Raw genomic sequence first — 25284 nt, forward strand, 5'->3', positions numbered from 1 at the left:
ATCGTATCGTGCCAGCGTTGTGGAGGAAACCGTCGGAAGGCCTCAAAGGTCGGGGACGGCGAATCGCCCGACGAATTGCGTGACCTGGGGCAGGGCTCGCCGTAAAATCGTCGCGACCTGCAACGTCCGAATTTCTAGAGTGGGAGGATGCCCGGGCGCCGTCGCCGCGGCGTCTTCTGGGCGTTCCCCCGGAGATGCGTTGGAGCTGCACGATGATTCGATTGAGGGCCCTGGGCGTCGGCCTGCTTGCCCTGGTGTCGGGTGTCCTGGCGGGCACCGCGACCGCGACCGCCGAGACGAAGTTGCTCCGATTCCCGGACCTTCACGGATCGACGGTCGTTTTCACCTACGCGGGAGACCTCTGGACGGCGCCGGTCGGGGGAGGGTCGGCTCGCCGGGTGACGACGCATCCGGGGCTGGAACTCTTCCCGAAATTCTCGCCCGACGGGTCGCAGATCGCCTTCACCGGGCAGTACGACGGCGACGAGCAAGTCTACGTGATTCCCAGCAGCGGGGGCGTCCCGCGGCGATTGACGCACTATCCGGCCCGAGGGCCCCTGCCCCCTCGATGGGGATACGATAATCAGGTCTACGGCTGGACTCCGGACGGCTCGTCGGTCGTGTTCCGATCGATGCGAGACGGCTGGGACCTGAGCGACACGAGGCTTTACACCGTCTCGGTCGAGGGAGGGCTGCCCCAGGCGCTGCCGATGCCGGTTTCCGGCGGCGGGGATCTGTCGCCAGGGGCCGATCGGATCGTCTACTCCCCCCTGACCCGGGAATTTCGATCGTGGAAACGCTACGAAGGGGGATGGGCACAGAACCTCTACATTTTCGACCTAGAGAGCGCGGAGCTGACCCCGGTCTCGCACTCGAACCGGACCGAGCGGGACCCGATGTGGATCGGGGACGCGATCTACTTCGCCTCGGATCGATCGGGGACGCTGAATCTCTACGAATTCGACCCTGAGACGGGAGAGACGACCGCACTGACCGAGGAGACGACCTGGGATGTCCGCTGGCCGAGCAAGGCCGACGACGCTCGGATCGTCTTCGAGAAGGCGGGGCAGCTGCACGTCCTGGATCTCGACTCGGGGGACGTTCAGCCGGTTCCCGTGACCGTGCCCGACGACGCCCTGCCCCGCCGCCCGCAGCGGGTCGACGCTTCGGACGTCCTGGAAGACTTCGAGCTGAGCCCGAAGGGCGAGCGGGCCCTCTTCGTGGGGCGGGGAGACGTCTTCAACGCCCCGATCGAGCACGGCCCCACGAGGAACCTGACGCGATCTCCGGGGGCTCACGATCGCGCGGCCCGATGGTCGCCGGATGGAGCGTCGATTTTATATGTCTCCGACGCATCGGGCGAGGAGGAGCTGTATCTGGTGCCGCAGGATGGCATCGGCGAGCCGACGGCACTGACCCGGGAGAGCACCGGGAGGAAGCTAAACCCCCTGTGGTCGCCCGACGGCGCACGGGTCGCGTACTCGGACCAGACGGGCACGATCTTCGTGGTCGAGGTCGAGAGCAAGGAGGTGGTCGAGGTGGCGCGAGAGGCGTCGGGCCGATCACTCGATTATGCCTGGTCTCCCGACGGTCGTTGGCTCGCGTTCAGCCTGAGCGAGCCGAGCGATTTCCGCGTGCTGAACCTCTGGCAGGTCGGCGACGAGGGCCCCACACCGATCACCGACCCGATGTTTAACGCCTACAACCCGGCCTGGGATCCGGCGGGCGAGTTCCTCTACTTCCTGAGCGATCGCGACTACGCGCCTCAGATCTCGACAATTGAATGGGATTACGCGTTGAATCGCGAGGTCGGGCTGTTTGCCATGGCCCTGCGGAAGGACGTGGAACACCCATTCCCCCCCCGGATCGACGAGGTGACGATCGACGAGGATGAGGAGGATGAATCGGATAAGGAAGGCGGGGACGACGAGTCGTCGGACGGGGAGGATGGGCCGGACGAAGACGCCGAGGAGGACGAGAAGGAGGACGAGGAATCGTCCGCGAAGGAGCTCGCGATCGACCTCGACGGGCTTGCATCCCGGGTCAGCAGGGTGCCGGTCCCTGCCGAGAACTACTCGGGATTGTCGGCGACCGGAGGCCACCTGCTCTATGTTCGTTCGGGGCCGTTCTTTTACGGCCGCGATTCGGGGGTCACTCCGACGCTGGTGATCTTCTCGATCGAGGACCGCGAGGCGACGGACCTGGCCGAGGATGTCGGCGGGTACGTGCTCTCTGGGGACGGGACGAAGGTCCTGGTCCGGAAGGGAGGGAGCTTCACGCTGCTCGACGCGAAGCCGGGAGGGAAGGATTCCGGGACATCCGTCTCGACCCAGGGCGTCCGGCTCGATCGCGTCCCGGAGGAGGAATGGCCGCAGATCTTCGACGAGGTCTGGCGCCGGTTCCGCGATTATTTCTACGTCGAGAACATGCACGGCTACGACTGGGAGGCGATCCGGGAGCAATACCGCCCGCTGCTCGACCACGTCGGGCATCGATCGGATCTGAATTACGTGATCAGCGAGATGATCGCCGAGCTGAACGTCGGCCACGCCTACATCACGGGGGGGGATTACGAGGTCCCGGATCGCCCGGCCGTGGCGCTGCTCGGCTGCCGATTCGAGCTGGACGAGGAGGCGGGGCGCTACCGGATTTCCCGGATTTTCGCCGGCCAGAACGAGGAGGAGACGTATCGATCGCCGTTGACCGAGGTGGGGGTCGACGTGGACGAAGGCGACTATGTCTTCTCGATCGACGGCGTCGATCTGACGAGCGATCGCAACCCGTTCGAATTATTGCGGGACAAGGCGTCGCAGCCGGTGACGCTGGAAGTCAACGACGGGCCGGATCGCGACGGCTCGCGATTCGTGACGGTGAGGCCGAGGGCGAGCGAGACGGATCTGATCTATCTGGCCTGGGTCGCCGAGAATCGCCGCAAGGTGGCGGAAGCCTCCGATGGACGCCTCGGCTATCTGCACATCCCCAACATGGGGGCGGAGGGGCTTCGGGAGTTCATCAAGACCTTCTACCCCCAGATCCGCAAGGAAGGGCTCGTGGTCGACGTGCGCAACAACGGGGGCGGGAATGTCTCGCAGATGCTGATCGAACGACTGGACCGGAGCCTCCTCGGGACGCGATTCAGTCGGCATCAGGACCGGGTCGGGACCTACCCGAACCAGGTCTTCTACGGGCACATGGCCTGCGTGATCAACGCGAACAGCGCCTCGGATGGTGATATTTTCCCGGCTCGGTTCAAACAGGCGGGGCTCGGCCCCCTGATCGGCAAACGGACCTGGGGAGGGGTCGTGGGGATTACCGATCACGGACCGCTGATCGACGGTGGAGGGGTCAACGTGCCGGAATTCGGCACGAACGACGTGGACGGGTCGTATATCATCGAGGGCTATGGGGTCGATCCGGACATCGAGGTGGAGAACGACCCGGCTTCGGTGATCGACGGGGAGGATCCGCAACTCGATCGGGCGATCGCGGAGATTTTGCGGGCGATCGAGGAGGAACCGCGGACCCTGCCCGATCGGCCACAGGACCCGGTGAAGCGCGACTGAGGGCCGGAGCAGGACCGGCGGAAGCGTCGGTATCGCCCCCGGGGAGGGGGGAGACGGGACGTGCTCGATCCCGTGTTCCCCCTCCCCGGGAGTCGCAGAGGGCGTCGAATTCGTCGAGGGCCCACGGCGACGGGGCAGCCCCCCGATCACGACCGGTGAAGGACGCCGCGACGCCTGGCCGAGCCGGGATCGAACCGTGGACTGATGGGCCGGAACGCCCCGAAGGTCATTCGCATCGACAAGCAGGAACGGTATTTCTGGCATCCCGCGTCCAGGCCGGTCAACGGGCCTGATTGAGAGTGCAGCCATGGCGTCCGGTTCGGTCGAAGCATTCTATGATGGCCGAGGCATCCCGGTCGAACTGAGCGAGGTCGAGCAGGCGCTCGATCAGCTCTGGGGCCCGGCGGCCGAGAAGACGGGGGGGCCGGAACTCGACGCCCCGGCCGTCACCCGGGTGGTGCTGGCCAACGTCGTGATCGTGAATCTCGGGCCCGCCCGGCCCGGGATGGACGAGACGATCGAGGCGATCACGACGCAGTACCCCTCGCGGTTGATCGTGCTCGGGACCGATCCCGGGGCGGGTCGCAAGCTCCGGGCCGAGGTCTCGGCGCAGTGCCATCTCCCGGCACCGGGACGACCGCAGGTCTGCAGCGAGCAGATCATCCTCCGGGCCAGCGTCGAGGGGCGTGATTTGCTCCCCGCCGCGGTGCGGTCGCTGGTCGAGTCCGACCTGCATTCGGTCCTCTGGTGGTGTGACGACCCTCGGGAGGCCCCTGCGTTATTCGAGCAACTTGCCGGGGAAGCCACCCGGGTCATCCTCGACCTGCCCGATCCGGCGGCGGATCCGGCGGCGCTGGCCGCGGCGATGGAACCGAAGGGGTGTCAGACGGCCAGGGACCTGGCCTGGTTCAGCCTGACGACCTGGCGGAGCCTGATCGCCGACCAGTTCGATGCGGCCGCGCTCGGGAACCTGAAGCGGATCGGCTCCATCCGCGTCCGATCGGTGGGCGAGGTGGGCGAACGACCGACCCGGTCCGCGGCGTGGTTGGTTGCCTGGCTGGCAGGGCAACTGGGCTGGAAACCGGAGGGACACCCCCGCTCGACGGGCGATGGTCGAATCGAGGCCAGCCTCCGGGGGCAGGACGGGGCGGTCCGGGTGGTGCTGGAGTCTGGCCCGAGCGAGCCGGGCGCCCTTCCTCGGGTCGCCGAGGTCGAAATCGGCCTTCGTCCTGCGCCGAACGCGGTGACCACCCTGAACATCCAGTGTGATGGCGAGGGGACCTGCGAGCTCTGCGTGACGGACGATCAAGGAGCGGGTTGCGCGTTCCCGAGGCTGGTGAAGGTGCCGGTGGCCGAGACGGCGCGACGGGTCTCGGCGGCCTTGCTCACGGATCGCTCGGATCCGCCGTACCATCGAGCGTTGCCGATCACCCTCTGGCTCCTCGGGGATTGAGCCGGCGGGAGCGGGGTGCGCGTCCCCTATTCCAAGTCGAGCGGCGGGACGAATCGCCCGAGGACCTGCGAGAAACCGTCGGCCAGCGTGACCGCCTCGGGAAAGAGGTCCTGGGGGGAGGGGCCGATCGCGAATGCGAACGCCTCCTGCTCCAGATTGACCCGGATCAGGCCCATCGGCACGACCCGAGTGCGCGAAGGGCTCGGGAGCGCAAGGGGCAGGAATTGCTCGTCCGAGGGAGTGACCGGGTCGGTCGTCACGACGACCGTGGTCAGGCCGACCACGAAGCCGGGCCCCCCGGATGGCCATGGTGGGTATCGACCATGGACCGCACGAGCGACCCGGAGGAGGAGTTCGCGATGCGAGGCGGCGGTCGCCGTCACGTCTCTCGGCTGGTGCACGATCGCCACCACGCTGAGCGCCCGGCCGACGACCGGAATCCAGTGGAGCCGGACGGCCCGGACCTCGTAGCGGAGGACGTCGAGCGGCGGATCCTGGAAGTCTTCCCCGTCGTCACAGGAGCAGTGCAACGGTCGAAGGAGGCGGGAACACAGATCAAAAAACTCCTCGTATGTCATCCGATGAGGCCCTGCTCCCCCCTGGCGATCCGAACCTGAGTGGCCGTAGGATAGCCGCTCGGCACCGTTCCGGCCACGTGCCGGCCCTGAGAACTACGAGCCCCAGTCTCGATTCCTTGATGCCTCATCGGGAGGACCGCAATGATTGACCGATTCACGAAGGCCGCCCTCTTGCTCGTCGGTGTGACAGGTCTCCCCGCGATGGGTGCGGACGTGACCGTCAGCCTGGTCGGCGGCGGGGTCGAACTGACCGACGCGCCGGTGTTCCTCGCGATCGAGGATGCGGGGGTCCAGCCGGGATCGTATTCGCTGAAGCCGGTCGAAGCTGATGGCGAAGCCCTCACGGCGCAGGTGGTCCGGGTCGGCGATGCGCTGGCGATGGCCATGGTGATCCCGTCGCTCGGCGCCGAGGAGACGATTCAGTATTCGATGTCGCCGTCGTCGACGTCGGCCGAGGGGGTCTCGATCACGGCCGAAGGGGAGGATCTGCGGGTCGAGATCGACGGCGAACTCTTCACGATCTATCGCGCCGCAGACGGCCCGAAGCCCTACTTCTTCCCGGTCATCGGCCCGACGGGGACGCCGATCACGAGGGCTTACCCGATGGAGGATGTGGAGGGGGAGGACCGCGACCATCCCCATCAACGATCATTCTGGTTCACGCATGGCAATGTCGATGGCGTGGATTTCTGGGCGTCCGATCCGCTGAACCGGCCCAACCCGAAGTTCGGGACGATCGCCGAAATCGACCGACCGGGGGTCGTCGAAGGCCCCGTCGCGGGGGTCATCGAGACGATCAACGCCTGGAAGGGGCCGGAGGGCCAGGTGCTCTGCACCGATCATCGCGTCTGGCGCACTTACGATCTCGACGGGGTCCGGGTCATCGACTTCGACGTGACGATCGCTGCAGGCGACTCCCCGGTCACCTTCGAAGACACGAAGGAGGGGACCTTCGGCCTGCGACTCGCAACATCGATGAACGTGAATAAGAAGATGGGAGGCAGGATCGTCAATGCCGAGGGCGTCGTCGACACCGACGCCTGGGGCAAGGCCTCGCCCTGGGTGGATTACACCGGACCGATCGGCGATGAGACCCTCGGCGTCGCGATCCTCAATCATCCCAGCAGCTTCCGATTCCCGACGACCTGGCACGTCCGAGATTACGGCCTCTTCGCGGCCAACCCGTTCGGCTACCGCGATTTCAAGTACGCCGACTCGGGGACGCATACCATCGCGCCGGGCGAATCGATCGCATTCCGCTATCGGGTGATCCTGCACCGGGGAGACACCGAGGCCGCTCAGATCGCCGGCGCCTTCGAGGCCTACGCGCATCCCCCGAAGGTCACGATCAGCACGACGGAATGACCGGCCGGTTCCCTCACCTCGATCGGGCGTTTCCGGAACGGTGCTCAGTCGACGGAGACACGTCGAGTCTCAATCCTGGAAACGCCCGGGGGGCGGCGCCTCGGCCGGGAGCGCCGAGGAGAGCCATGAGCGTTCCGCACCGATGACCCCGTGGACGGGCTGGTCGTGCGGTTCGGTCGGGATCTCGTCGACCCATTGAGGCTCGAGCACCATGGCGAGGCGGGGTGTCGGCGGCCTGAGCAAGGGGAGCAGCCGATCGTAATAACCGGCCCCCCGGCCGATCCGGAATCCCCGGGCATCGAACGCGATACCGGGGATCAAGGCCCAGTCGATCCGGTCCGCCTCGATTTCGGGCGACCCCGGCTTCGGCTCGGGGATCCCGAACGGCCCGGGCACCAGGTCGTGCGCGGGGTCGTCGAGCTGGTAGAGTCGGAGTCGACGTTCCTGGCGATCGACTCGGGGGCAGGCCACGGTCTTGCCCCGCTCGATGGCGGTCGCGATGAGCGGGAGCGTCGGGAATTCCTCGGGGAGGTGAGCGACGAAGAGGAGGACCGTCGCAGCCCGATCGAAGCCGGGGAGGCTCGGGAATCGCTCGAGGAGGGCCTTCTCCTGCCGCGCCCGGTCGTCCGGGTTCATGGCCAGGATGCGATCGACGATCAGTCGGCGCATCTGGGTCTTGGCGACGCGAAGGGGATCGTTCGACACGGAGAATCATCCCCTCGGTCGCAAAAGCCAAGAGCCCGTGCTTTGCTTCCCCGGTGGGGGAGACAAAGAACGGGCTCGATGGATACCTCCACCCTAATGCCGTCCAGGGCGGTTTTGAGAACCCGCAGTTCAGGTGGGACGCTCAGATCCGCTGGCAAAGCCGAGGGATCGTACGGGCCCCTACGGGTCTTAGCGTTGGTTCTCCAATAAGCGACACCCCTCGCGAACATGGCAGAGGGCCTGGCGAACCAGACGACAAAACTGTAGCACGTCGGGCCCGACTCATCAAGAGGTGGGGCTCCGATCGGTCGGGTTCGGGGAGCTTGCGACGCGAAGCCGCTGGATCTGATCGCGGATGCGAGCGGCTTCCTCATAGTCCTCCCGAGCGACGGCGAGCTGGAGCTGGTCGTCGAGGCGCTCGACGGGGTCGGTGCGTCGTTCCCGGTCGATCTCTCGACGCAGCTTGCGCAGGAGGATCAATTCCTGAGAGGTGTTGAGCTGCTCCTGCTGGTCGTATTCCCGGAAGAATCCCTTGATGGAGGCGATCGCCTCGTCGAGCACGTCGATCGCGGTGCGATGGTCGCCGCGATCGATCGCCTGATGGGCCAGGGCGCGTGCTCGCATCATGGTGACATAAGGGCGGTACTGGTCGAAGGCGAGCTTGTCGCGGTCTCGGGTGGCGTACGCCTTGACGAAGTCGAAGAGCCGAAGATTGCGCTCGGTGTCTCGCGAGACGAGGTCGTAGCGCCCGAGATGAAAGAGCGCGACGTAGCGGTGGTAGAACTGGACGCCCTCGCGCATCAGTTCTTCGCACTCGGCGGGTTCGAGCGAGAACGGCCCGGTCGTCGCGGACTGTTCCACGGCCCGAGCCTCGTGGTACTCCAGCAAAGAGTCCGCGCCGAAGGGTTTCTTGCCGTCGGGCCTGCCCTCGAGTTCCATCTGGAGGACGCCGAGATCGAGGCGCATCTGGAGTTTGTCCCGGCCGTCGAGGCCGGCGACGATCCGGACCTGGAAGTCGTCGGGGTCGTGGTCCCATCCGGCCAGGATGGGTCGAATGTCTTTACTCACGGTCAGAACCTCTCGGCCGTTCGTCCGGCGATCGGCGCCGAAGGGGCAGGAGCCGAATCAACCGGAAAACCTTTCTAGAGAAGTCTATGTCGGGTCGATCGATTCGACCAATAAAAAGACGCCGCGACTCCCCGGGGAAATCGGTGAGGAGTCACGGCGTGGGATTCGATCGAATCAGGGCGAGGAGGAGCGTGGAGAGCGGACGCCTCAGAGCTCGTTCCCGTCGTGAATCATGGGCTCGAGTTCCTTGGTGTTGCGTTCGACGGCCAGGACGATCGTTCGCTCCTCGACGCCGTCGGGGCTCGACGACACGGCCGGGATGATCTGCCGGCTGTCGGGCAGGCTGAAGCGGACGCTGAAGGAGCCGTCGGGGCGGAGTTTGACCGGCTCACCCTGGAGCGTGACCTTCGCGTTCGGCTCGGTGGTCCCGTAGACGATCAGCTCCGCGTCGATCTCGAAGTGGAAGTTGCGGTCCCCGTGCGAGCCCTGGAGCGCCCCGGTGCCGAGGCTCGAGAAATTCAGGGGGTTCATCGGCCGTCGGAGGCGTTCCTCGAAGATCTCGAGGAGGTCGCGCGAGGCGGACCCGCCGTGGAGCGATTGCTTGAAGATGGTCTGGTACTGGGAATCGACGCTGGCCCAGTGCTCGTCGAGCAGGTCGTTGCAGCCGACCCGGGGGGTCGTGACGACGTTCGATCGGGCCAGGACGAAGAACCGCCCCTGTCGGGACAGGTAGCCGATGTCGACGCGGTACGAGCGCGGGGGTTCGCAGACGTCGATGTACCAGTTATTCACGCCTCCATGGATCGGGATGTCCCGGACCACTCGTTCGGCGTTCGAGGTGGTGTCCTCGCTGGTGACGTCCATCAGCCGGAGGATGGGGCGGGCGCGATGCCATTCCTGCCCCATGGCGGCCTGGGCACGCCCCAGGGTGGTCCGGCTCAACTCCCAGTAGGTGTGCAGCCAGTAGGGATCACGCACGGAGGTGATGATGCGGTCCTTGACGCAGCCATGGTCAAGCGTCCTGGGAGGGGAGGCCTGGGCCGAGGCTGCTTCCGACTCCGATTCCGGCGAATCGGGGCGGGGGCGGCGGGGACGGGCGTCTCGGGACTTGACGTCGCCCGTATTCTGTTTTTTGATGCCGGAGGAGCGGCCAGGCAATGACGAGGGGGCGATTGCGGTGGTGAGTGCTCGGACGAGCTGGTCTTTTCGCATCGCATGCCAACCGGGGATTCCCCGGTCTTTCGCCATCCGGGCCAGCTCCTTCTTGTTGCAGTCCTTGAGCGTCTCGACAGTCATCTCTGGCCACTCCGAGTCCGAGCCGCAGGCGGGGGCCGGTGCGGCCCGTCGTGGTCATCGCGGACATCATCCGTGAGTGGGCCGATCCGGAGAAATCCTTATCTCCCGGACTGCGAACTGGCGGAAGCGACCGGGACGTTCACCTGCAAGCGGGGACGAGGAATTGCCGGAGTTGCACGAGACATACCCACCAGAAACACCGAAGGCGGCCGTCTGATTCCCCGTCTCGGGAACCAAATCGCCGCCTTTACGAGGAAGATCGAGTCGTGAGTAAGCGTGTGCCCATCGGCAAGCCCTTCATCGGCTTAGAGGGGGACGCGGACAAAGCTTCCAGCTACGATTTAGATACCATTGATAACCACTTCTTGTCAATGAAAAAATTGTCCAGGGTGTCCGTCAGCGGACACTTGCGACGAGTTGGCACAGTTTCCGAGGTCTTCGGGGTGCCCCGGACACCGATCTGTGAAAAATTTCTCAAAGTGGGCACCTGGGGAGTTGACAGCACCCGGCCGGCCGATGTATCAAGTGATTCCAACGGGGATCACCGGAAGGTATTCGCGACCCGTTTCCCGGCGCGGCCCTGATGATCCCGAGCGGATTGTTCCCGAGCGCGTCACGCGTCCTGTTGCGAGGCGGGACTGAGGTGAGTTGATTGCCTTCCCCATCATCCCCTGGTCCGGTGTCGGCGGGGCTCATCTGGGCCTATCGGATCTCGACGTTGGGCCTGGAGTTCTCGCTGCCTGCCCTGGCAGGCTTCGCGCTCGATCGCCGCTGGGGTACCGCCCCGACGGCGACCCTGGTGGGGGCGGGCCTGGGGTTCCTGCTGGGCATGCTCCACATGATCCGGCTCGCCTCCGCGACGCACTCCGATAAATCGCGAGAGTGATCGCACCCCGGATTCGGACGACCTTCCCCCCGACGAATCACTCGAAACTCAACGACCACCTATGGCCGACGAACACGCACACGAACACAGCCCGCTCGACCACGTGATCGACCACCCGACCCTCGAGGTCCCGTTCGTCGGCGAACTGGATCTGCCGATGGTGTTCGGGATCCAGGTGACGCGGTTCATGGTCATGGAGACGATCGCCGCGCTGCTGCTGCTCGCGGTGTTCATCCCCCTCGCCCGGCATGCCGCTCGGCAGCAGGTCACGCGGGGGCGGTTCCTGAACATGTTCGAGTCGGTCCTGGTCTTCATCCGGGACAAGATGGCCAGGCCGGCCATCGGTCATCATCACGCCGACCAGTTCCTGCCCTATCTCTGGACCGTCTTCTTCTTCGTGCTGCTGTGCAACCTGCTGGGGATGATCCCCGGCGGGGCGTCGGCCACGGGGAACATCAACGTCACGGCCACGCTGGCCCTGATGACCCTCGGCGCCGTCGTGGTGGCGGGGGTCAAGGAGATGGGCCCGGTCGGGTTCCTGACGAACCTCGTGCCGCACATGGACGTCCCCTGGATCATGAAGCCGATCCTCTGGCCCTTGATGTTCGTCATCGAGGTCGCCGGCCTGTTCATCCGGCACGTGGTCCTGTCGGTGCGATTATTCGCGAACATGCTCGCCGGCCACATCGTGCTGGCGGTCATCCTTGGCTTCACCCTGACGGTGTCGCAGGCGGCCCTGTACATCAAGGGCCCGGTGATTGCCGCCAGCGTTGGCGGCGTGGTGTTGTTGAGCCTGCTCGAACTGTTCGTGGCGTTCTTGCAGGCTTACATCTTCACCTTCTTGTCGGCGTTGTTTATCGGTGCGGCCGTCCACTCGCATTGAGTTCGCGGCGGACGGGCAATCCAGCGGCGGGTGTCCGCTGGTGACCACGCCCTCGCCCCATCGATCCCCTGCCCCACAACCCATTGAGGAGTGTTCCCCCCCATGTCCTTCGCGAAGATCGCCGCCCCGATTCTGGTCTTCACTGCCGCGCTCTTGGTCCCCGCCATCGCTTCGTTCGGCCAGGACGGATCGGCTGCCGTCGCCTTCCAGGCTGAGTCGGCCGAGGATGCGGCCCGGATCGCGAGCGCCGCCTCGCCCAAGGGTGCGTTCGCCGATTCCCGGGCGCTGGGCGCCGGCCTGGTGATCATCGGCGCCGGCTTCGGCATCGGCCTGCTGACCCGCTCGGCCGTCGAGAGCATGGCCCGCCAGCCGGAGACCGCCGGCAACGTCCAGACCGCGATGATCATCTCGGCCGCCCTGATCGAGGGTGTCTCCTTCTTCGCCTTGATCATCATCGGCTTCATCCTCACGGCGTACTGAGTCGTCGAGCCTGGGATCGATCGTCCGGGGCTCCTTGACCATTCAAGGAGTCCTCGGGCGATTCATCCGCGCAACCTCGTTGTTCCCCTTCTCTTCCCTTCGCACTCCCTGATCGCCGCGAACCGACTCGATCGCGAGGCCCCCCTGCGATGCTCCGGCGCAAGCTTTCGGCCCTCGGGCCACTGATGACGACGCTGCTGACCCTGACCGCGATCTGGATCGCCGGTGCGTCCCCCGCACTTGCCGAACCGCCGATCGAGGACGCTGTCCCGGCCGAGGCAGGTCACGGAACCGACGTACACGCAACCAGTGAGGGCGAGATCGATATCCTCGCCCCCGAGCCTTCGCTCGCGATTTACACCGTCACCGTCTTCCTGCTGTTGCTGGTGTTGCTCTATCGGTTCGCCTGGGGGCCGATTTCCAAGGCCCTGGACGACCGAGAACGATCCCTGGAATCGGCATTCCGGGACGCCGAGAACGCTCGAGCCGAGGCGTCGGCCCTGCTGGAGCAGCATCGCAAGCAGATGGAGCAGGTCCAGGATCAGGTCAGACAGATCATGGACGAGGCCAACCGCAAGGCCGAGACCGCCTATCAGGAACGACTCGGCCAGGCCCGGGCCGACGCCGAGGCGACGGCCGAGCGAGCGACCCGAGAAATCTCGGCGGCCAAGGAACAGGCGGTCGCCGAGCTTTACGAACGCTCTGCCGACCTCGCCGTCGCCGTCGCCGGGCAGGTGCTCCGGCGGGAGATCGCCGGTGACGAGCACCGCCGCCTGATCGAGGTGGCCTCTCAGGAGCTCCAGGCGGTCGGGCCGAACGGCCGAGGAGGTTTGAGCTGATGAGCAGCATCGAGCCTCCCGTCGACGTCAGCGGGACCGTCTTCGAAGAAGGTGCTGAGGAGATCGCCCACAGCTACGCGGTCGCCCTGCTGAATGTCGCCGAATCGGGCGACGAGGCAGAGCTGGTGCTGGACGAGCTCGATGAGTTCGTCACCGACATCTTCCAGCACCAACCCGCCTTCGCCCGCCTGCTCTCCGGGGGAATCTCGGATCAGCAGCGTCGGGATCAACTGCTGGTCTCGACATTCGAGGGCCGAGCCCATCCGACGCTCCTGAAATTCCTTAGGGTCCTGAACCGTCGGGATCGACTCGGCCTGCTCCCCCTGGTCGCCCGAACCGCGCGGGCGATCTGGGACCGACAGAACAACCGCATCCCCGTGACGATCCGATCCGCCGTTCCTCTGGACGCCGATCAGCGTGCCTTGCTGCAAGACCGGCTGGTCTCGCTGGCCGGAGGGGCGACCCCGATGATCACCGAAGAGGTCCGGCCGGAACTCATCGGCGGCCTCGTGGTTCAGATCGGGGACCAACTCTACGACGCCTCGATCCGAAACCAGTTGCGACGCATGCACGAGGTGCTCCTCCGCAGTCGGGCCGGAGAACTTCGCAGCCGCCTGGATCTCGTGGTCGACTGACCCGCCCTGAACGCTTCCCGAAGACTGCCGTCGGTAACGTCGAACGATCCCGTTGCCGCCGCCTTTGAGCGATCCCCCCCATCGAAGGTCGACCCATGAAATTCCGATCCGACGAGATCACCTCACTTATTCAACGCGAGATTCAGGAGTTCCGGGCCGATGTCGACCGGGTCGAGGTCGGCCGGGTGCTCGAGGTCGGCGACGGCATCGCTCGCATCCACGGCCTTTCCGGCATCATGGCGGGAGAGGTCGTCGCCTTCGAGAACGGGATTCGGGGCATGGCCTTGAACCTCGAAGAATCCTCGGTGGGTGTGATCATCCTCGGGGATTTCAAGCAGATTCGGGAAGGTCAGACCGCGACGGCGACCGGCGAGCTGCTCAGCGTCCCGGTGGGAGACGGCATGGTGGGCCGCGTCGTCAACCCGCTCGGCGAGCCGATCGACGACGGGGGGCCGATCCTCACCGAGATGCGGCGGATGGTCTTCTCCTCCGCCCCGGGCATCGCCGAGCGGCAACCGGTCGATGAACCGCTGCAGACCGGCATCAAGGCCATCGACTCGATGATCCCGATCGGCCGGGGCCAGCGCGAGCTGATCATCGGCGACCGCAAGACCGGGAAAACGGCCGTCGCCATCGACACCATCCTGAATCAGAAGGGCCAGGGGGTCATCTGCGTTTACGTGGCGATCGCCCAGAAGGAGTCGACCACGGCCCAGCTGGTCGACATCCTCCGACGCGAAGGCGCCATGGATTACACGATTGTGGTCGCCGCCGGGGCGAGCGACCCTGCCCCGCTGGCGCACATCGCGCCGTACGCCGGTTGCGCCATGGCCGAATACTTCATGTACGAGAAGGGGATGGCAACCCTTTGCGTGTACGACGACCTGTCGAAGCAGGCCGTCGCCTACCGCGAACTGTCCCTGCTGCTGCGGCGGCCGCCGGGCCGTGAAGCCTATCCGGGCGACGTCTTCTACATCCATTCCAGCCTTCTCGAACGATCGGCGAAGCTGGCGGAGAAGTATGTCATCGTCCCGGAGAGCGCCCCGACCGAGAACGCGAACGACCCCGTGGCCGAATCCTGGGGCGTCAACGGCAAGGTTTATGTGGGCGTCCCCGGCAAGGAAGAGGCCGCTCATGACCTGAAGGCGAACTACGCGACGGGCCACAAGATCGCGAAGACCGCGAAATCGGGGGGCTCTCTCACGGCCTTGCCGTTGATCGAGACCCTCGAAGGTGAAGTCTCGGCTTACATTCCTACCAACGTGATCTCGATCACCGACGGGCAGATCTACCTCCAGCCCGACCTGTTCTTCGCCGGTGTTCGTCCGGCGGTGGACGTCGGCATCTCGGTCTCCCGCGTGGGCGGCAAGGCCCAGGTCCCGGCGATGAAGAAGGTGGCCGGCGGACTACGGCTCGACCTCGCGGCGTTCCGGGAGTTGGAGGCTTTCGCCCAGATCGGCACCGAGCTGGACAAGGCGACCCAGCAGCAGCTCGACCGGGGCTATCGCATGGTCGAGTTGCTCAAGCAGCCGCAGTATCAGCCGATGAACGTCGCCGATCAGGTGATGAGCATCTTCGCCGGCTCCGAAGGGTTCCTCGACACCTTGCCCGTCTCCCAGGTCCAGCAATTCGAGCAGGAGTTCCTTCGGTTCATGGCGACCGAAAAGAAGGACCTCCGCGACCGTCTGGTCCAGGAGAAGAAGTTGACTGACGAGATCGTCTCCGGACTCCGGGCGGCGCTCGAGGAGTTCCGGACGCGTTACTCGACGACCCATCCGTCTCAGGCTTCGAGTGCAACCGCCGCGGTCGCATCGGCCTGATCGGTTCCGATCGGACGATCGTCGGCCCCTCCTTCCGTGCGACGCGTCGTTGATCCTGAGGGGTTCAGGACCGCCCCTGAACGGCGATGCTCGAACCCAACCCCTCGGGTCACGGCGCGTTGAAGCGACTGGACCTTATTGAATTGGCCTTCTCCGCCGCTGATTCGACCCCATCGGATCCGGCCCATCCTTTGAAGAGACGTTCCTGATCATGGCCAAGGCCCGAGCGATCATCAAACGCCGCAAGTCGGTCCAGAATATCAAGAAGATCACGCGGACGATGGAGTTGATCGCCACGGCCCGCTTCCGCAAGGCGCTGGACCGTGCTACCGAGGCCGAATCCTACACCCGCAAGATCGCCGAGATCGTCAACGACCTGAGCGAAACCTCATCGACTCAGGTCAGTCACCCGCTGCTGGAGCAGCGTGATCCGGTTCGCCGCGTCGGCATGCTCGTCCTGACCAGTAACCGGGGACTCGCCGGCAGTTACAACGGCAACGTCCTTCGCCTCGCCACGCGCAACTACGAAGAATTCCAGGAGACCGGAACCACCACCTTGCTCGAAGTCTCGGGGAAGCGGGGCATCAACTTCCTCCGGTTCCGTCGGATCGCGGTGGACACGACCTACACGCAGTTCGAGGATCGACCCCAGTTTGACGAGGTCGAGGCCCTGGCGAACCGTTATCTCGGGATGTTTCTCCGGGGCGAGATCGATCGATTCGAGGTCGTTTACACCAAATTCGTCACGGCTTCCAAGCAGATTCCGGTCAGCGAGACCCTGCTGCCGATGACCGTCGATCGCGCGAAAGAAGACATCAGTCGTCATTCGGAGAAGAAGACGGCGGGCGCGGGCAGTCGCTCTCGGACGCCCTACGAGTTCTTGCCGGACCCGGGAAGCATCCTCGAGGAGATCGTCCCGGCCTCGTTCAAGGTCAGATTGTTCAAGTGCTTCCTCGATGCCGCCGTCAGTGAACAGATCATGCGTATGATTGCGATGCGAGGAGCCACGGAAAACGCCGACGACATGGTCAAGACCCTGACGCGACAGTACAACCGCGCCCGTCAGTCGCAGATTACGCGAGAATTGTCTGAGATCATCGGTGGCGCTGCAGCGCTTGGTTGATCGGTGCGTTGAATTCCTCGCGCCGACCGCGCCGGAACCAGAATCGATCGAATCTCCCCCCACGCTTTTGAATCCAAGGGTAACTCCCCATGGCCACCGCCACCGCTACCGGACGGATCACCCAGGTCATTGGATCGACCTTCGACGCCGAGTTTGACGAGGGTCATCTTCCCGAGATTTACTCGGCCTTGAAGGTCGAGACCGAGGTCAAGGGGGTCACCGTCAGCCTGACCGGCGAGGTGCAGCAGCACCTCGGTGGCAATCGTGTCCGCTGCGTCGCCCTGGGAAGTACCGACGGACTGGTCCGGGGCATGGATGTCGTCGACACCGGGGCGCCGGTCAGCGTCCCGGTCGGGACCGAGACGCTGGGGCGTGTCTTCAATCTGCTCGGCGAGCCGATCGATGGCCGCGGTCCTGTCCCCGCGCAGGAGCACTGGCCGATCCACCGGCCCGCCCCCTCGTTCGACCAGCTTTCGCCCAAGACCGAGGTGTTCGAGACCGGCATCAAGGTCATCGACCTGCTGACCCCGTTCGTCCGGGGCGGCAAGATCGGCCTGTTCGGCGGTGCCGGCCTGGGCAAGACCGTCATCCTTCAGGAGCTGATCGCCCGAATCGCGAAGGTCCACAGCGGCTATGCCGTGTTCGCCGGGGTGGGGGAGCGGACCCGGGAGGGGAATGACCTCTGGCTCGAGATGCAGGAGACGAAGACCGGTACGGGCGCCGACGCCAAGTCGGTGATCGACAGCACGGTCATGTTCTTCGGCCAGATGAACGAGCCCCCGGGTGCCCGGCTCCGCGTCGCCCTGTCGGCCCTGACGAATGCCGAATGGTTCCGGGATGCCACCGGGGCCGAGACGCTCCTGTTCGTCGACAATATCTTCCGGTTCAGCCAGGCCGGCTCCGAGGTCTCGGCCTTGCTCGGCCGGATGCCGTCGAACGTCGGCTACCAGCCGACGCTCGCGACGGAGATGGGGGCCTTGCAGGAACGGATCACCTCGACCACGAAGGGCGCGATCACCTCGGTCCAGGCGGTGTACGTGCCGGCGGACGACCTGACAGACCCGGCGCCGGCCACGACCTTCGGCTTCCTCGACGCCTTCATCGTCCTGGCACGGTCGATCTCCGAGAAGGGGATTTACCCGGCGGTCGACCCGCTCGGGTCGACCAGCCGGATCCTCGACCCCCAGTTCATCGGGGTCGAACATTACGAGGTCTCGCGACGGGTCCAGACGATCCTCCAGCGGTACCGCGAATTGCGCGACATCATCGCGATCCTCGGCATCGATGAGCTTTCGGAAGACGACAAGGTGATCGTGCATCGCGCCCGGCGGATCGAGCGGTTCCTCTCGCAGCCGTTCTTCGTGGCCGAGGTCTTCACCGGGAAGGCCGGCAAATACACCCCGCTGGCCGATACGATCCGGAGCTTCAAGGAATTGTGCGACGGCAAGTGGGACCACCTGCCCGAGAGCGCATTCCTCTACGTGGGTGCGATCGAAGAAGCGGAGGAGCAGGCGAACCGGATGGCTCGCTAAGCGACCCATCCCCGGTCGCCGTCGGGCGAACGATGGGGGACGAATCCCGCGTCGTTCGCCCGATCGAGCCGCGGACTATTGGTGACAGTTGATTCGTTGATCCACGCTCCGAGCCTGTCTTGCAGCGAGCCTGACCCGGGAGAACTGAGCGGCCATGTCCACGACCGCGGCCCTGATTGAACCTGAGGAACCGTTCGATGTTCCACCGGGTAATCCAGTGAAGAAGGATCATCACGGCGTTCGCTGTCTGGTGGTGACTCCCGAGGCGACCATCCTCGAGGATGTTGCCGAGTTCGTCGCGCTCCCCCTCTTCGATGGTGAGCTTGGCGTACTCCCGGGCAGGACGCCACTGATCGGCCGGCTTGGTTACGGAGCACTCCGACTCCGCACCGGGACGTCGGAACGCCGCTATTTCGTGGATGGTGGGTTCGCCCAGGTCCGAGACGACGTGGTCACCATCCTGACGTCCCGGGCCATGCCGGTCGAGAAGATCGATCCGGCGACCGCGCAGCAGGAACTCGAGGCCGCGAAGGCCAGGAAGGCGACCTCGACTCTGGAACTGACCGAAAAGTCCCGAGCCGAAGATCGCGCCAGGGCCCTCCTCCGACTCGCCGCCAAACCGACTTCAACCCACTGACCCTGGCACGCTCAGGTCGTCATCCGTCGAGACGCCAATCAAAGGTCGCCCTCTCGTTCGGAGGGCGACCTTTTTTTCGTATCGGGGGCCAGAGCGGGTCGTCCTCCTTGATTCCCGAGCCTGGTCATTCCGAGACGGGGTCGAGGGTCGGATCGCGAAGCATGCGCAAGGTCCCCGGAGACGAGGGGAGGACCATCGTCCGCTCGACCGGGCTCGGCCCGCCGGCGGGGAGCGGCGTCAGATCGAGTTGCTCACGTGACGCCCCATCGCCTCGGGCCCGACGGTGCAACGTCCCGCCGAGCGTGGACAACCAGACGTCCTCTCCTTCGATGATCGGGGGGCCGGACAGGGTATCTCCCTCCAGATCGATCGTCCAGAGGCGTTCGCCGCCCACTCCGAACGCGATGACCTTGCCCGAGGCATCCGCGACGAGGACGGTCCCGGAGTCGAGGTCGGTGAACGGCCCGAGGGCGACCGGCGCATCCAGTTCCCAGGCCCCTGATGGGCTGAGATCCCGCGAGGCGAGCGCACGGATCCAGCCGTCAGCCGTTGCGAGGAAGATGGTATCACCCGTCGATCCCGGGGGAGCAACGAGCGGTTGCCCGAGCGCGACCTCGTTTTCGATCATCAGCCGGGGGCGTTCTCCATCGTCCTTGATCACACGTCGGACGACCCCGCTTCGGTCGGCGAGCGCGATTGCGTCCGAGTCGATCGGCACGGGATCAAGCCAGGCGATCGGCCCATCGCCGGTGAAGGTCGGGAGGAGGGGGTCGGCCTTGGGGCCTCCAGTCGTCGGGTCGATCAGGTAGACCCGGCCATCGACCCCGGGCACGAGCAGATCATCCTCCCAGATGAGAGGGCGGGCGCTGAGGGGAGAGGGAAGCGTGACCCGCGACAGGGTGGCCCCGTCGTCCTGCCTGACGAACAGGTGATCGGTGTCGGGAGCGGGGATGATCAGGGTCGCGGAGCCGGCATCGATGCGTCGGAGCTGTCCCACGGGGAGACGACGGTCTCCGGGCCTCGGGATCGGCTCGACGACGAATCCTCCGTCCTGCAGATCGTCGACCGGGATCAGCAACCGACTCCCGTCCCCGGAAAGCGAGGCCAGTCCTCGACGATCGAGCATCGGCTCGGGCGGAGACGGCCAGGGAGAGCCGAGGATCGTCCTCCAGGCGACCGATCCATTTCGGGGGTCGACCGACCAGAGCGCGGCACCTCTGCCCCGCTCCGGGGCCTGGGTCAGGATCATCCGGTCGTCCCGGATTTGAGGAGCTGCGAGCGCGGCGCCGGCCTGCGAGAGGGTCCAGGCGGTGGCGAGGGTCGCTCGCTGCGGGTCCAGGTCGTAGCGAGCCGATCGGGCGGAGGCGACCCAGAGTTCTCGGTCGGTCCGGGCGTAGGTGAACGTCGGCCCGAGCCTCGTCCCTTCCGGCTCGATCCGGGTGATCAATCGAAGGGGATTTTCCTGCTCATAAGGGCCGATGGCGTAAACATCGATGCTCCCTCGGTCGCTGACGGCCCAGAGCACCTGCCCGGAGGATGCCGGGGTGTCCCACGTCCAACCGACATGATCCACGCGCTGTCGCAGCCGAAGACGAGTCCCCTCCGCCTCGATCTGGAACAGGGACCAGCGGCCGGATTCGGGCCGGCGGTTCTCGGCGACGAGCAGATAATTCCCGATTCGGGCCGGGGACGCGGCGGCAAAACCGAGATCGTGGCCGACGTACTCGACCGCGACGCACTCGACCGGATCGCGCCGGACCACGAAGGCCACCGCCGCCTCGCCGAGGACGTAATAATGCCGCCCCAGGTCATCCGCGACGGGGGTCTTCGCGAGAGGCCGTCCCAGATCGATCGACGCCTGGCGTTCGCCGTTGACCAGATTGATCAGCACGAGCCGCCCCGCTGCCGTCGGCTGCGCCAGTTGATTGCCGAGAATCAACGGAGGATCGACGACCGCTTCCCCCAGTTCCTGCCGCCAAACGAGTCGGCCATCCTGCCCCGCGAGTCGCAACAAATCCTCATGACGGGAATCGAAGACAAGAACATCGCCGCGGGCCCCGGGAATCGGGATCGGCGGAAACGGGCAATCCAGCCCGACGGGGACATGCCAGACCGGGGCGCCGTTGGAGGCATCGAGGGCATACGCGAACCCATCGGCGACGGCGTACGCGAGCGAGGGGTTCTCGGTCGCAGGCTCCATCGTGGAGCGGAGGACGAGGGAGGTCGGGGGGCCGAGCGGGTCGGGCCGAGGTTCCGCGGAGGCCCGCACCCTGGAGAGGTCGACGGACGTCTCGGCCCGGATCAGCTCGTTGGCGGATCGGAGCCGAGTGATCACCTCGGGGTCGTCGGCCTGATCGGCGTACTGGGTGACGAGCACATCGCGGGCTTCGTAGGTCGCGTCGGGGTCGCCGGCGTCGAGCGCGGCATCCATCGCGCCGAGCGCCGTCTTCCGGGCCTCGTTCTTCAGGACCGAGGCACGAGCCTCCTCGAGCCTCGTCGGCACGTCGGCCCGTTCTCGGGCCAGCATGGCCGCCGAGCCGCCGATGCGATCGTGCAGCGTGACCGCGTCCTCGGCCAGTTCGAGGGATTGACCATCGGCAAATCGCTGGGCACGATCGACCAGCCCGTTGGTCACATCCAGCACGGCACCGGCGAGGTCCGCCCTGGCGTCCGGATACGCGGGCTCCTCGCGGAGGTCCTCGAACATCGCGCCGGCCGCATCAAGGGCATTGGCCCACGCGGGGTTGCTGCCCGTGGTGAACTGGCGGACCTGGGCCAGGGCGCTCAGGACGCGAGCCTCGGAGACGAGCGAATGCCGGGGATAGTTCTCGACATAGAGGTCGAACCGTTCGATCGCATTGCGATATTCGGCGTTTTCGAGACTCTCCCTTGCCTTGGCGAAGGCTCGATCGGCGGCCATCTCCCGGATGATCCCGAACAGGCCGAAGCCGAGCGAAACGAGGATCGCCAGGGTGAGGACCAGGATGATGACGACCGGGGAGGAGAGCACCCGCTCCTCGCCCGGGGCCTGATCCTTGCCGGTCAGCACGGATCGGACCCATCGAGCGGGCAGCATCAGCAAGGGATGCGGTTTGCCCCGGTTGCTTTCGGGAGGGGCGGCCGCGGAGCCCCGCTCTCGGGCCGATGGCGTTGACGCGGCGGCTGGGCTGGATGAAGCACGTCCTCGACGTCGAGGCGGAGGGGCAGGTTGTTCGAGGATCTCCTCGACGTCATCGAGGGCCGATTCCAGGGAAGGAGGCTCGACCTCGCCGGCCATCGGGCCCATCTGGCCTGCCCATCCGCCCGCCACGGGGGCACCGGGGCGTGCCTGAACGCGTGTCTTCTCGAACTGGGCGGGCCCGTCGTCCGGGGTGATCAGGAAGATCCGAGCCTTCCCGATCCGGAGCTCGCTCCCCTGGCGAAAGCTGGAGGAGACCACCCGCTTCCCGTCGACCTCGACGGTGCTGGCCTCTGGCGTGGCCTCGACCTTGTAGCGGTCGTTCTTCCATCGGAGCCGCCCGTGGAAGGGCATCGCCTCGCGGTCCTGGATCACGATGTCGCATTTCGGGTCCGAGCCGATGAGAACTTGCTGACTCGGGGAAATCGTCAGGTATTCGACACGGCCCTTGCCGTCGTGAATCTCCAGCGTTGCCATGCGGGGCGTCCAGGGGGGTGATGACGGTTGATGAGCGAGAGGTGTCGGTCGGTAACTCTCCAGCGAGCGGCCCCGGACGGCGATCCGCCGGGGTTCAGTTCAGCGGTTGCTGATCGATGACCTCGAAGGCGAAACGGTTGCCGGCCGGGACCACGCTGAATTTGGTCGTCCGGATCTCGAGCGGCTGCAAGCCTTTGTATTGCTGCTCGAGTCGAGAGAGGATCTGCTCGACCTGTGCCGGGAAGAACTGGAAGATCACCCCGCGCTGGCCGACGTCGATCCCGGCCTTCCGCAGCAGCTCGATGTCCGATTGCCGTCGCCCGCCGCCCTGCCAGAGGAAGTACAGCCGGTCGTCGTTCCCGCGGTTCGCGACCCGGACGTCCGGCCGAGGCTTGTTGAAGTTGGAGACGTAATGCATCTGGTTGTCGAGCACGGTCGCCATCTCGACCCCGAAGAAATCGAGCAGCCGAGCATATTCGTCGAGCGTCTGACCGGGGTTGTAGATGATGCTCCAGCGTTGCTCTCGTGGGACCCCGCCGTCTCCGGCACCCAGGCCATAGGAGGCGGCCCCGGTGCCGAGCTTCGAGGCCCGGATTCCGGTGGCGAGGGCCCCTCCCTCGGGCATCTCCTCGGCCAGGTCGGCGAATTCCTGATTGGCCAGCGCATCGACCATGGCGGACGGGACCTGTTCGAGCGACGGCTCCTCGAAGTCCGCCGGGGAGAGTTCCGCGTTCGAGGCGAAGGCCGCGGCGGCGGCGTCGGGCACGTCGATTTGCTCGGTCGAGTTCTCCTCGCCGTCGAGCCGGCCGCCCCCCCCGCCGTAGACCTCGATGATCTCGATCTCGGCCGGCACGCTCCGGGCGTAGGAACGATTCGTCAGGTAGATCAGGGCAAGCCAGCCGACGATGATCACCGCGCTGATGATGACGGCCATGAGCAACGAGGTGACACGGTCGTAGTCCGTCTCCCCTTGGATCTGAGGCTGGAGGCTTCGAGACGCCTCCCCCTCCCCTGCGGAGGCGGGGGGAGGGGGAGCGGCAGCAGAGGGCGCGGGAGATGGATTGACGGTCATGGGAGCGATCCCCTCGCGGGGTCAAGGGCGATCGGGGGCGTTGGCGCGATCGACCGAAAGGGCGGGTTGGATCGAATCATACCAGCGCCGCCAATCGGCCGCGGCGGCTCGTTTCTGCGCGTCGTCGGCTCCGGCCGGGAGTCCGCCGCCATCGAGCCTCCGACTCAGGAGCCGAAGGCCGTAGTCGGCAGTGGCGGCGACCTCGTTGTTGCGATCCTCGATCGCCGCGATCAGGTCGGGGACCACGTCGAGGTCGCCCGTCCGGGCCAGGGCCCAGGCGGCCGTCAATCGCTGCGCGGGGATGCCCTCGATCAGCAGGACGCGGAAGCGATCCTTGTACGGCTTGAGGGCGAGCGGACCGCTGGTGAAGTAGCGGTCGATGAGACCGGCGAGGGCCGATTCACCCTCGTCGGCTCGGGGGTCCTCCAGGATGGAGAGCATCTCCTCGATGGCCCCGTTCATGGGTCGGACGACGACTCGCCCCTGCGCCACGGTCAGGTTCTCGAGATTCTCGGGGAGCCCCCGGCCTCCGAGCAAGGTCCCCGACCCGAGCCGCTCAACCTTGATCCGCTCGAGCGTCTTCTCGGTCGCTCGCGTCAGGAACAGGACGGCCCAGGAGGTATTGGCGACCGCCTCGAACATGGCGTTCCAACTGCCGTTGCCTGTCTGATTCGCGGTGATGTACTGCGCACCGACCCGGAACCAATCGACCGAGCCGAACTGGGCCAGGTTGCCCAATCCGCCGACCCGTTCGCAGCCATAGAGACCGTAGAAGATCGAGGGGCCGAACAAATTCGATTGGTCCGGGCGGTAGTTGCGGGCAAGCCAGGTGATCCCTTGCCCGATCGCCTGATCGAGCTGGGCGTCGGTCAGGCCGACCCGGAATTCGGCCTGGTCGGTCTCGGGGACGAGCGGGACGAGCAGCGGGCTGGTGGTCCGCTCCCGTCGCTTCCGGTAGGGGGCAAGTTGCATCTTGCAGATTAAGAGGCTGCCGGTCCCCGCGGCGGTCATCGAGACGGTGGGGGGGCTCGGGGCATCGGGATGGTAATTCCAACCGCCGCCACGCTGGACCGACATGTACCACCGGGCCGCTCGCTCCCAGACGCTCGGGGGGACGCGGACCCCGGCGCTCTCCGCCTCCCAGAGCCCGAGGATCGCGTATTGGGAGATCGAGCAATCGCCTGTATCACCTGATCGGCCGTCGTAGTCCCAGGCGCCGTTGCTCTTCTGCTTGGCGATCAGGTACGAGGCCGCCGACTGGATCATCGGGCGGTAGACGTTGGGGTCGAGATTGACCAGCATCATGCAGGCGATGCCGGTCTCGTAGATGTCGGCCCCGCCGGACCGGGCTGGCCGGTAACCTTCGCTGTTCGAGGCGCTGAGGGCGTTCTGGATCGTCTGGACCAGAGCGGGGTCATCCGTCGGGACACCGGCCTTGAGCATCGCCAGGGCCGCGAGTGCCGACTCCCCGGGGGTGACGGACGGCCCCCGCGATTTCAGGAATGCAACCCCCTGAGAGATGGAACCGTCCTGCGCCCCCGCGGACGGGCATGGGTTCAGGGTCGCGAGCGGAATCAGCAGCGCGAAAATGATCTTGTGGGCGAAACCACGCATGATGCCCCAGAGTCTCGCGGATCGAGGAACATCGGGCCGGAACACGCATTGTTGATTGATTATTCAGGAGCCGTCGGCCG

The 25284-nt window shown here is 65.9% G+C and carries 19 protein-coding genes; 12 read left to right on the forward strand and 7 right to left on the reverse strand.

Features of this window, described 5'->3' with window-relative positions:
• Positions 1 to 212: 212 nt before the first annotated feature.
• Positions 213 to 3563: a S41 family peptidase gene (locus tag AB1L88_RS04305; RefSeq protein WP_367095397.1), complete on the forward strand. Its 3351-nt coding sequence runs from the start codon at positions 213 to 215 to the stop codon at positions 3561 to 3563.
• Between the two features lie 307 nt (positions 3564 to 3870).
• Positions 3871 to 5016, forward strand: coding sequence for a glucose-6-phosphate dehydrogenase assembly protein OpcA (locus AB1L88_RS04310; protein ID WP_367095398.1), 1146 nt, complete (start codon positions 3871 to 3873; stop codon positions 5014 to 5016).
• A 26-nt stretch (positions 5017 to 5042) separates the two neighbouring features.
• On the opposite strand, the gene AB1L88_RS04315 is transcribed toward AB1L88_RS04310, so the two are convergent.
• Positions 5043 to 5594: a hypothetical protein gene (locus AB1L88_RS04315; RefSeq protein ID WP_367095399.1), complete on the reverse strand. Its 552-nt coding sequence runs from the start codon at positions 5592 to 5594 to the stop codon at positions 5043 to 5045.
• Between the two features lie 141 nt (positions 5595 to 5735).
• Between AB1L88_RS04315 and AB1L88_RS04320 the strand changes: the two genes are divergently transcribed.
• Positions 5736 to 6959, forward strand: coding sequence for a PmoA family protein (locus AB1L88_RS04320; protein ID WP_367095400.1), 1224 nt, complete (start codon positions 5736 to 5738; stop codon positions 6957 to 6959).
• Between the two features lie 69 nt (positions 6960 to 7028).
• On the opposite strand, the gene AB1L88_RS04325 is transcribed toward AB1L88_RS04320, so the two are convergent.
• From AB1L88_RS04325 to AB1L88_RS04335, 3 genes are all read right to left on the reverse strand, one after another.
• Positions 7029 to 7664 carry a 5-formyltetrahydrofolate cyclo-ligase gene (locus AB1L88_RS04325; protein ID WP_367095401.1) on the reverse strand — a complete coding sequence of 212 codons (636 nt, stop codon included), beginning with the start codon at positions 7662 to 7664 and terminating at the stop codon, positions 7029 to 7031.
• A gap of 285 nt (positions 7665 to 7949) precedes the next feature.
• A complete protein-coding gene (locus AB1L88_RS04330) occupies positions 7950 to 8732 on the reverse strand; it encodes a UvrB/UvrC motif-containing protein (RefSeq protein ID WP_367095402.1) in 783 nt (260 codons plus the stop codon).
• Positions 8733 to 8939: 207 nt separating this feature from the next.
• Entirely contained in the window at positions 8940 to 10028 is a 1089-nt protein-coding gene (locus tag AB1L88_RS04335) for a DUF4912 domain-containing protein (RefSeq protein ID WP_367095403.1), read from the reverse strand.
• 652 nt (positions 10029 to 10680) lie between these two features.
• Between AB1L88_RS04335 and AB1L88_RS04340 the strand changes: the two genes are divergently transcribed.
• From AB1L88_RS04340 to atpC, 9 genes are all read left to right on the forward strand, one after another.
• Positions 10681 to 10914: an AtpZ/AtpI family protein gene (locus AB1L88_RS04340; protein ID WP_367095404.1), complete on the forward strand. Its 234-nt coding sequence runs from the start codon at positions 10681 to 10683 to the stop codon at positions 10912 to 10914.
• 61 nt (positions 10915 to 10975) lie between these two features.
• Entirely contained in the window at positions 10976 to 11797 is an 822-nt protein-coding gene (gene atpB, locus AB1L88_RS04345) for a F0F1 ATP synthase subunit A (protein WP_367095405.1), read from the forward strand.
• Positions 11798 to 12034: 237 nt separating this feature from the next.
• Positions 12035 to 12277 carry an ATP synthase F0 subunit C gene (atpE, locus tag AB1L88_RS04350; RefSeq protein WP_367095623.1) on the forward strand — a complete coding sequence of 81 codons (243 nt, stop codon included), beginning with the start codon at positions 12035 to 12037 and terminating at the stop codon, positions 12275 to 12277.
• A gap of 185 nt (positions 12278 to 12462) precedes the next feature.
• Complete coding sequence (atpF, locus tag AB1L88_RS04355; RefSeq protein ID WP_367095406.1) at positions 12463 to 13116, forward strand: F0F1 ATP synthase subunit B; 654 nt, start codon at positions 12463 to 12465, stop codon at positions 13114 to 13116.
• Positions 13116 to 13751 (forward strand): ATP synthase F1 subunit delta, encoded by a 636-nt coding sequence (gene atpH / locus AB1L88_RS04360; protein ID WP_367095407.1) that lies wholly within the window; start codon positions 13116 to 13118, stop codon positions 13749 to 13751. The genes atpF and atpH overlap by 1 nt, the downstream gene beginning before the upstream one ends.
• Before the next feature lie 95 nt (positions 13752 to 13846).
• Entirely contained in the window at positions 13847 to 15571 is a 1725-nt protein-coding gene (atpA, locus tag AB1L88_RS04365) for a F0F1 ATP synthase subunit alpha (protein ID WP_367095408.1), read from the forward strand.
• A 211-nt stretch (positions 15572 to 15782) separates the two neighbouring features.
• A complete protein-coding gene (atpG, locus tag AB1L88_RS04370; RefSeq protein ID WP_367095409.1) occupies positions 15783 to 16694 on the forward strand; it encodes an ATP synthase F1 subunit gamma in 912 nt (303 codons plus the stop codon).
• An 89-nt stretch (positions 16695 to 16783) separates the two neighbouring features.
• Positions 16784 to 18226, forward strand: a complete 1443-nt coding sequence (gene atpD / locus AB1L88_RS04375) for a F0F1 ATP synthase subunit beta (RefSeq protein WP_367095410.1) — start codon at positions 16784 to 16786, stop codon at positions 18224 to 18226.
• A gap of 154 nt (positions 18227 to 18380) precedes the next feature.
• Complete coding sequence (atpC, locus tag AB1L88_RS04380) at positions 18381 to 18863, forward strand: ATP synthase F1 subunit epsilon (RefSeq protein ID WP_367095411.1); 483 nt, start codon at positions 18381 to 18383, stop codon at positions 18861 to 18863.
• A 124-nt stretch (positions 18864 to 18987) separates the two neighbouring features.
• Here the strand turns inward: atpC and AB1L88_RS04385 are convergent, their stop codons facing one another.
• From AB1L88_RS04385 to AB1L88_RS04395, 3 genes are all read right to left on the reverse strand, one after another.
• Positions 18988 to 22518, reverse strand: a complete 3531-nt coding sequence (locus AB1L88_RS04385) for a PQQ-binding-like beta-propeller repeat protein (RefSeq protein WP_367095412.1) — start codon at positions 22516 to 22518, stop codon at positions 18988 to 18990.
• A gap of 94 nt (positions 22519 to 22612) precedes the next feature.
• Positions 22613 to 23590 carry a hypothetical protein gene (locus AB1L88_RS04390; protein ID WP_367095413.1) on the reverse strand — a complete coding sequence of 326 codons (978 nt, stop codon included), beginning with the start codon at positions 23588 to 23590 and terminating at the stop codon, positions 22613 to 22615.
• Positions 23591 to 23611: 21 nt separating this feature from the next.
• Positions 23612 to 25204: a hypothetical protein gene (locus AB1L88_RS04395; RefSeq protein WP_367095414.1), complete on the reverse strand. Its 1593-nt coding sequence runs from the start codon at positions 25202 to 25204 to the stop codon at positions 23612 to 23614.
• Between the last annotated feature and the right edge of the window lie 80 nt (positions 25205 to 25284).

This window comes from Tautonia sp. JC769 (genome assembly GCF_040717455.1).
GTDB lineage: Bacteria > Planctomycetota > Planctomycetia > Isosphaerales > Isosphaeraceae > Tautonia.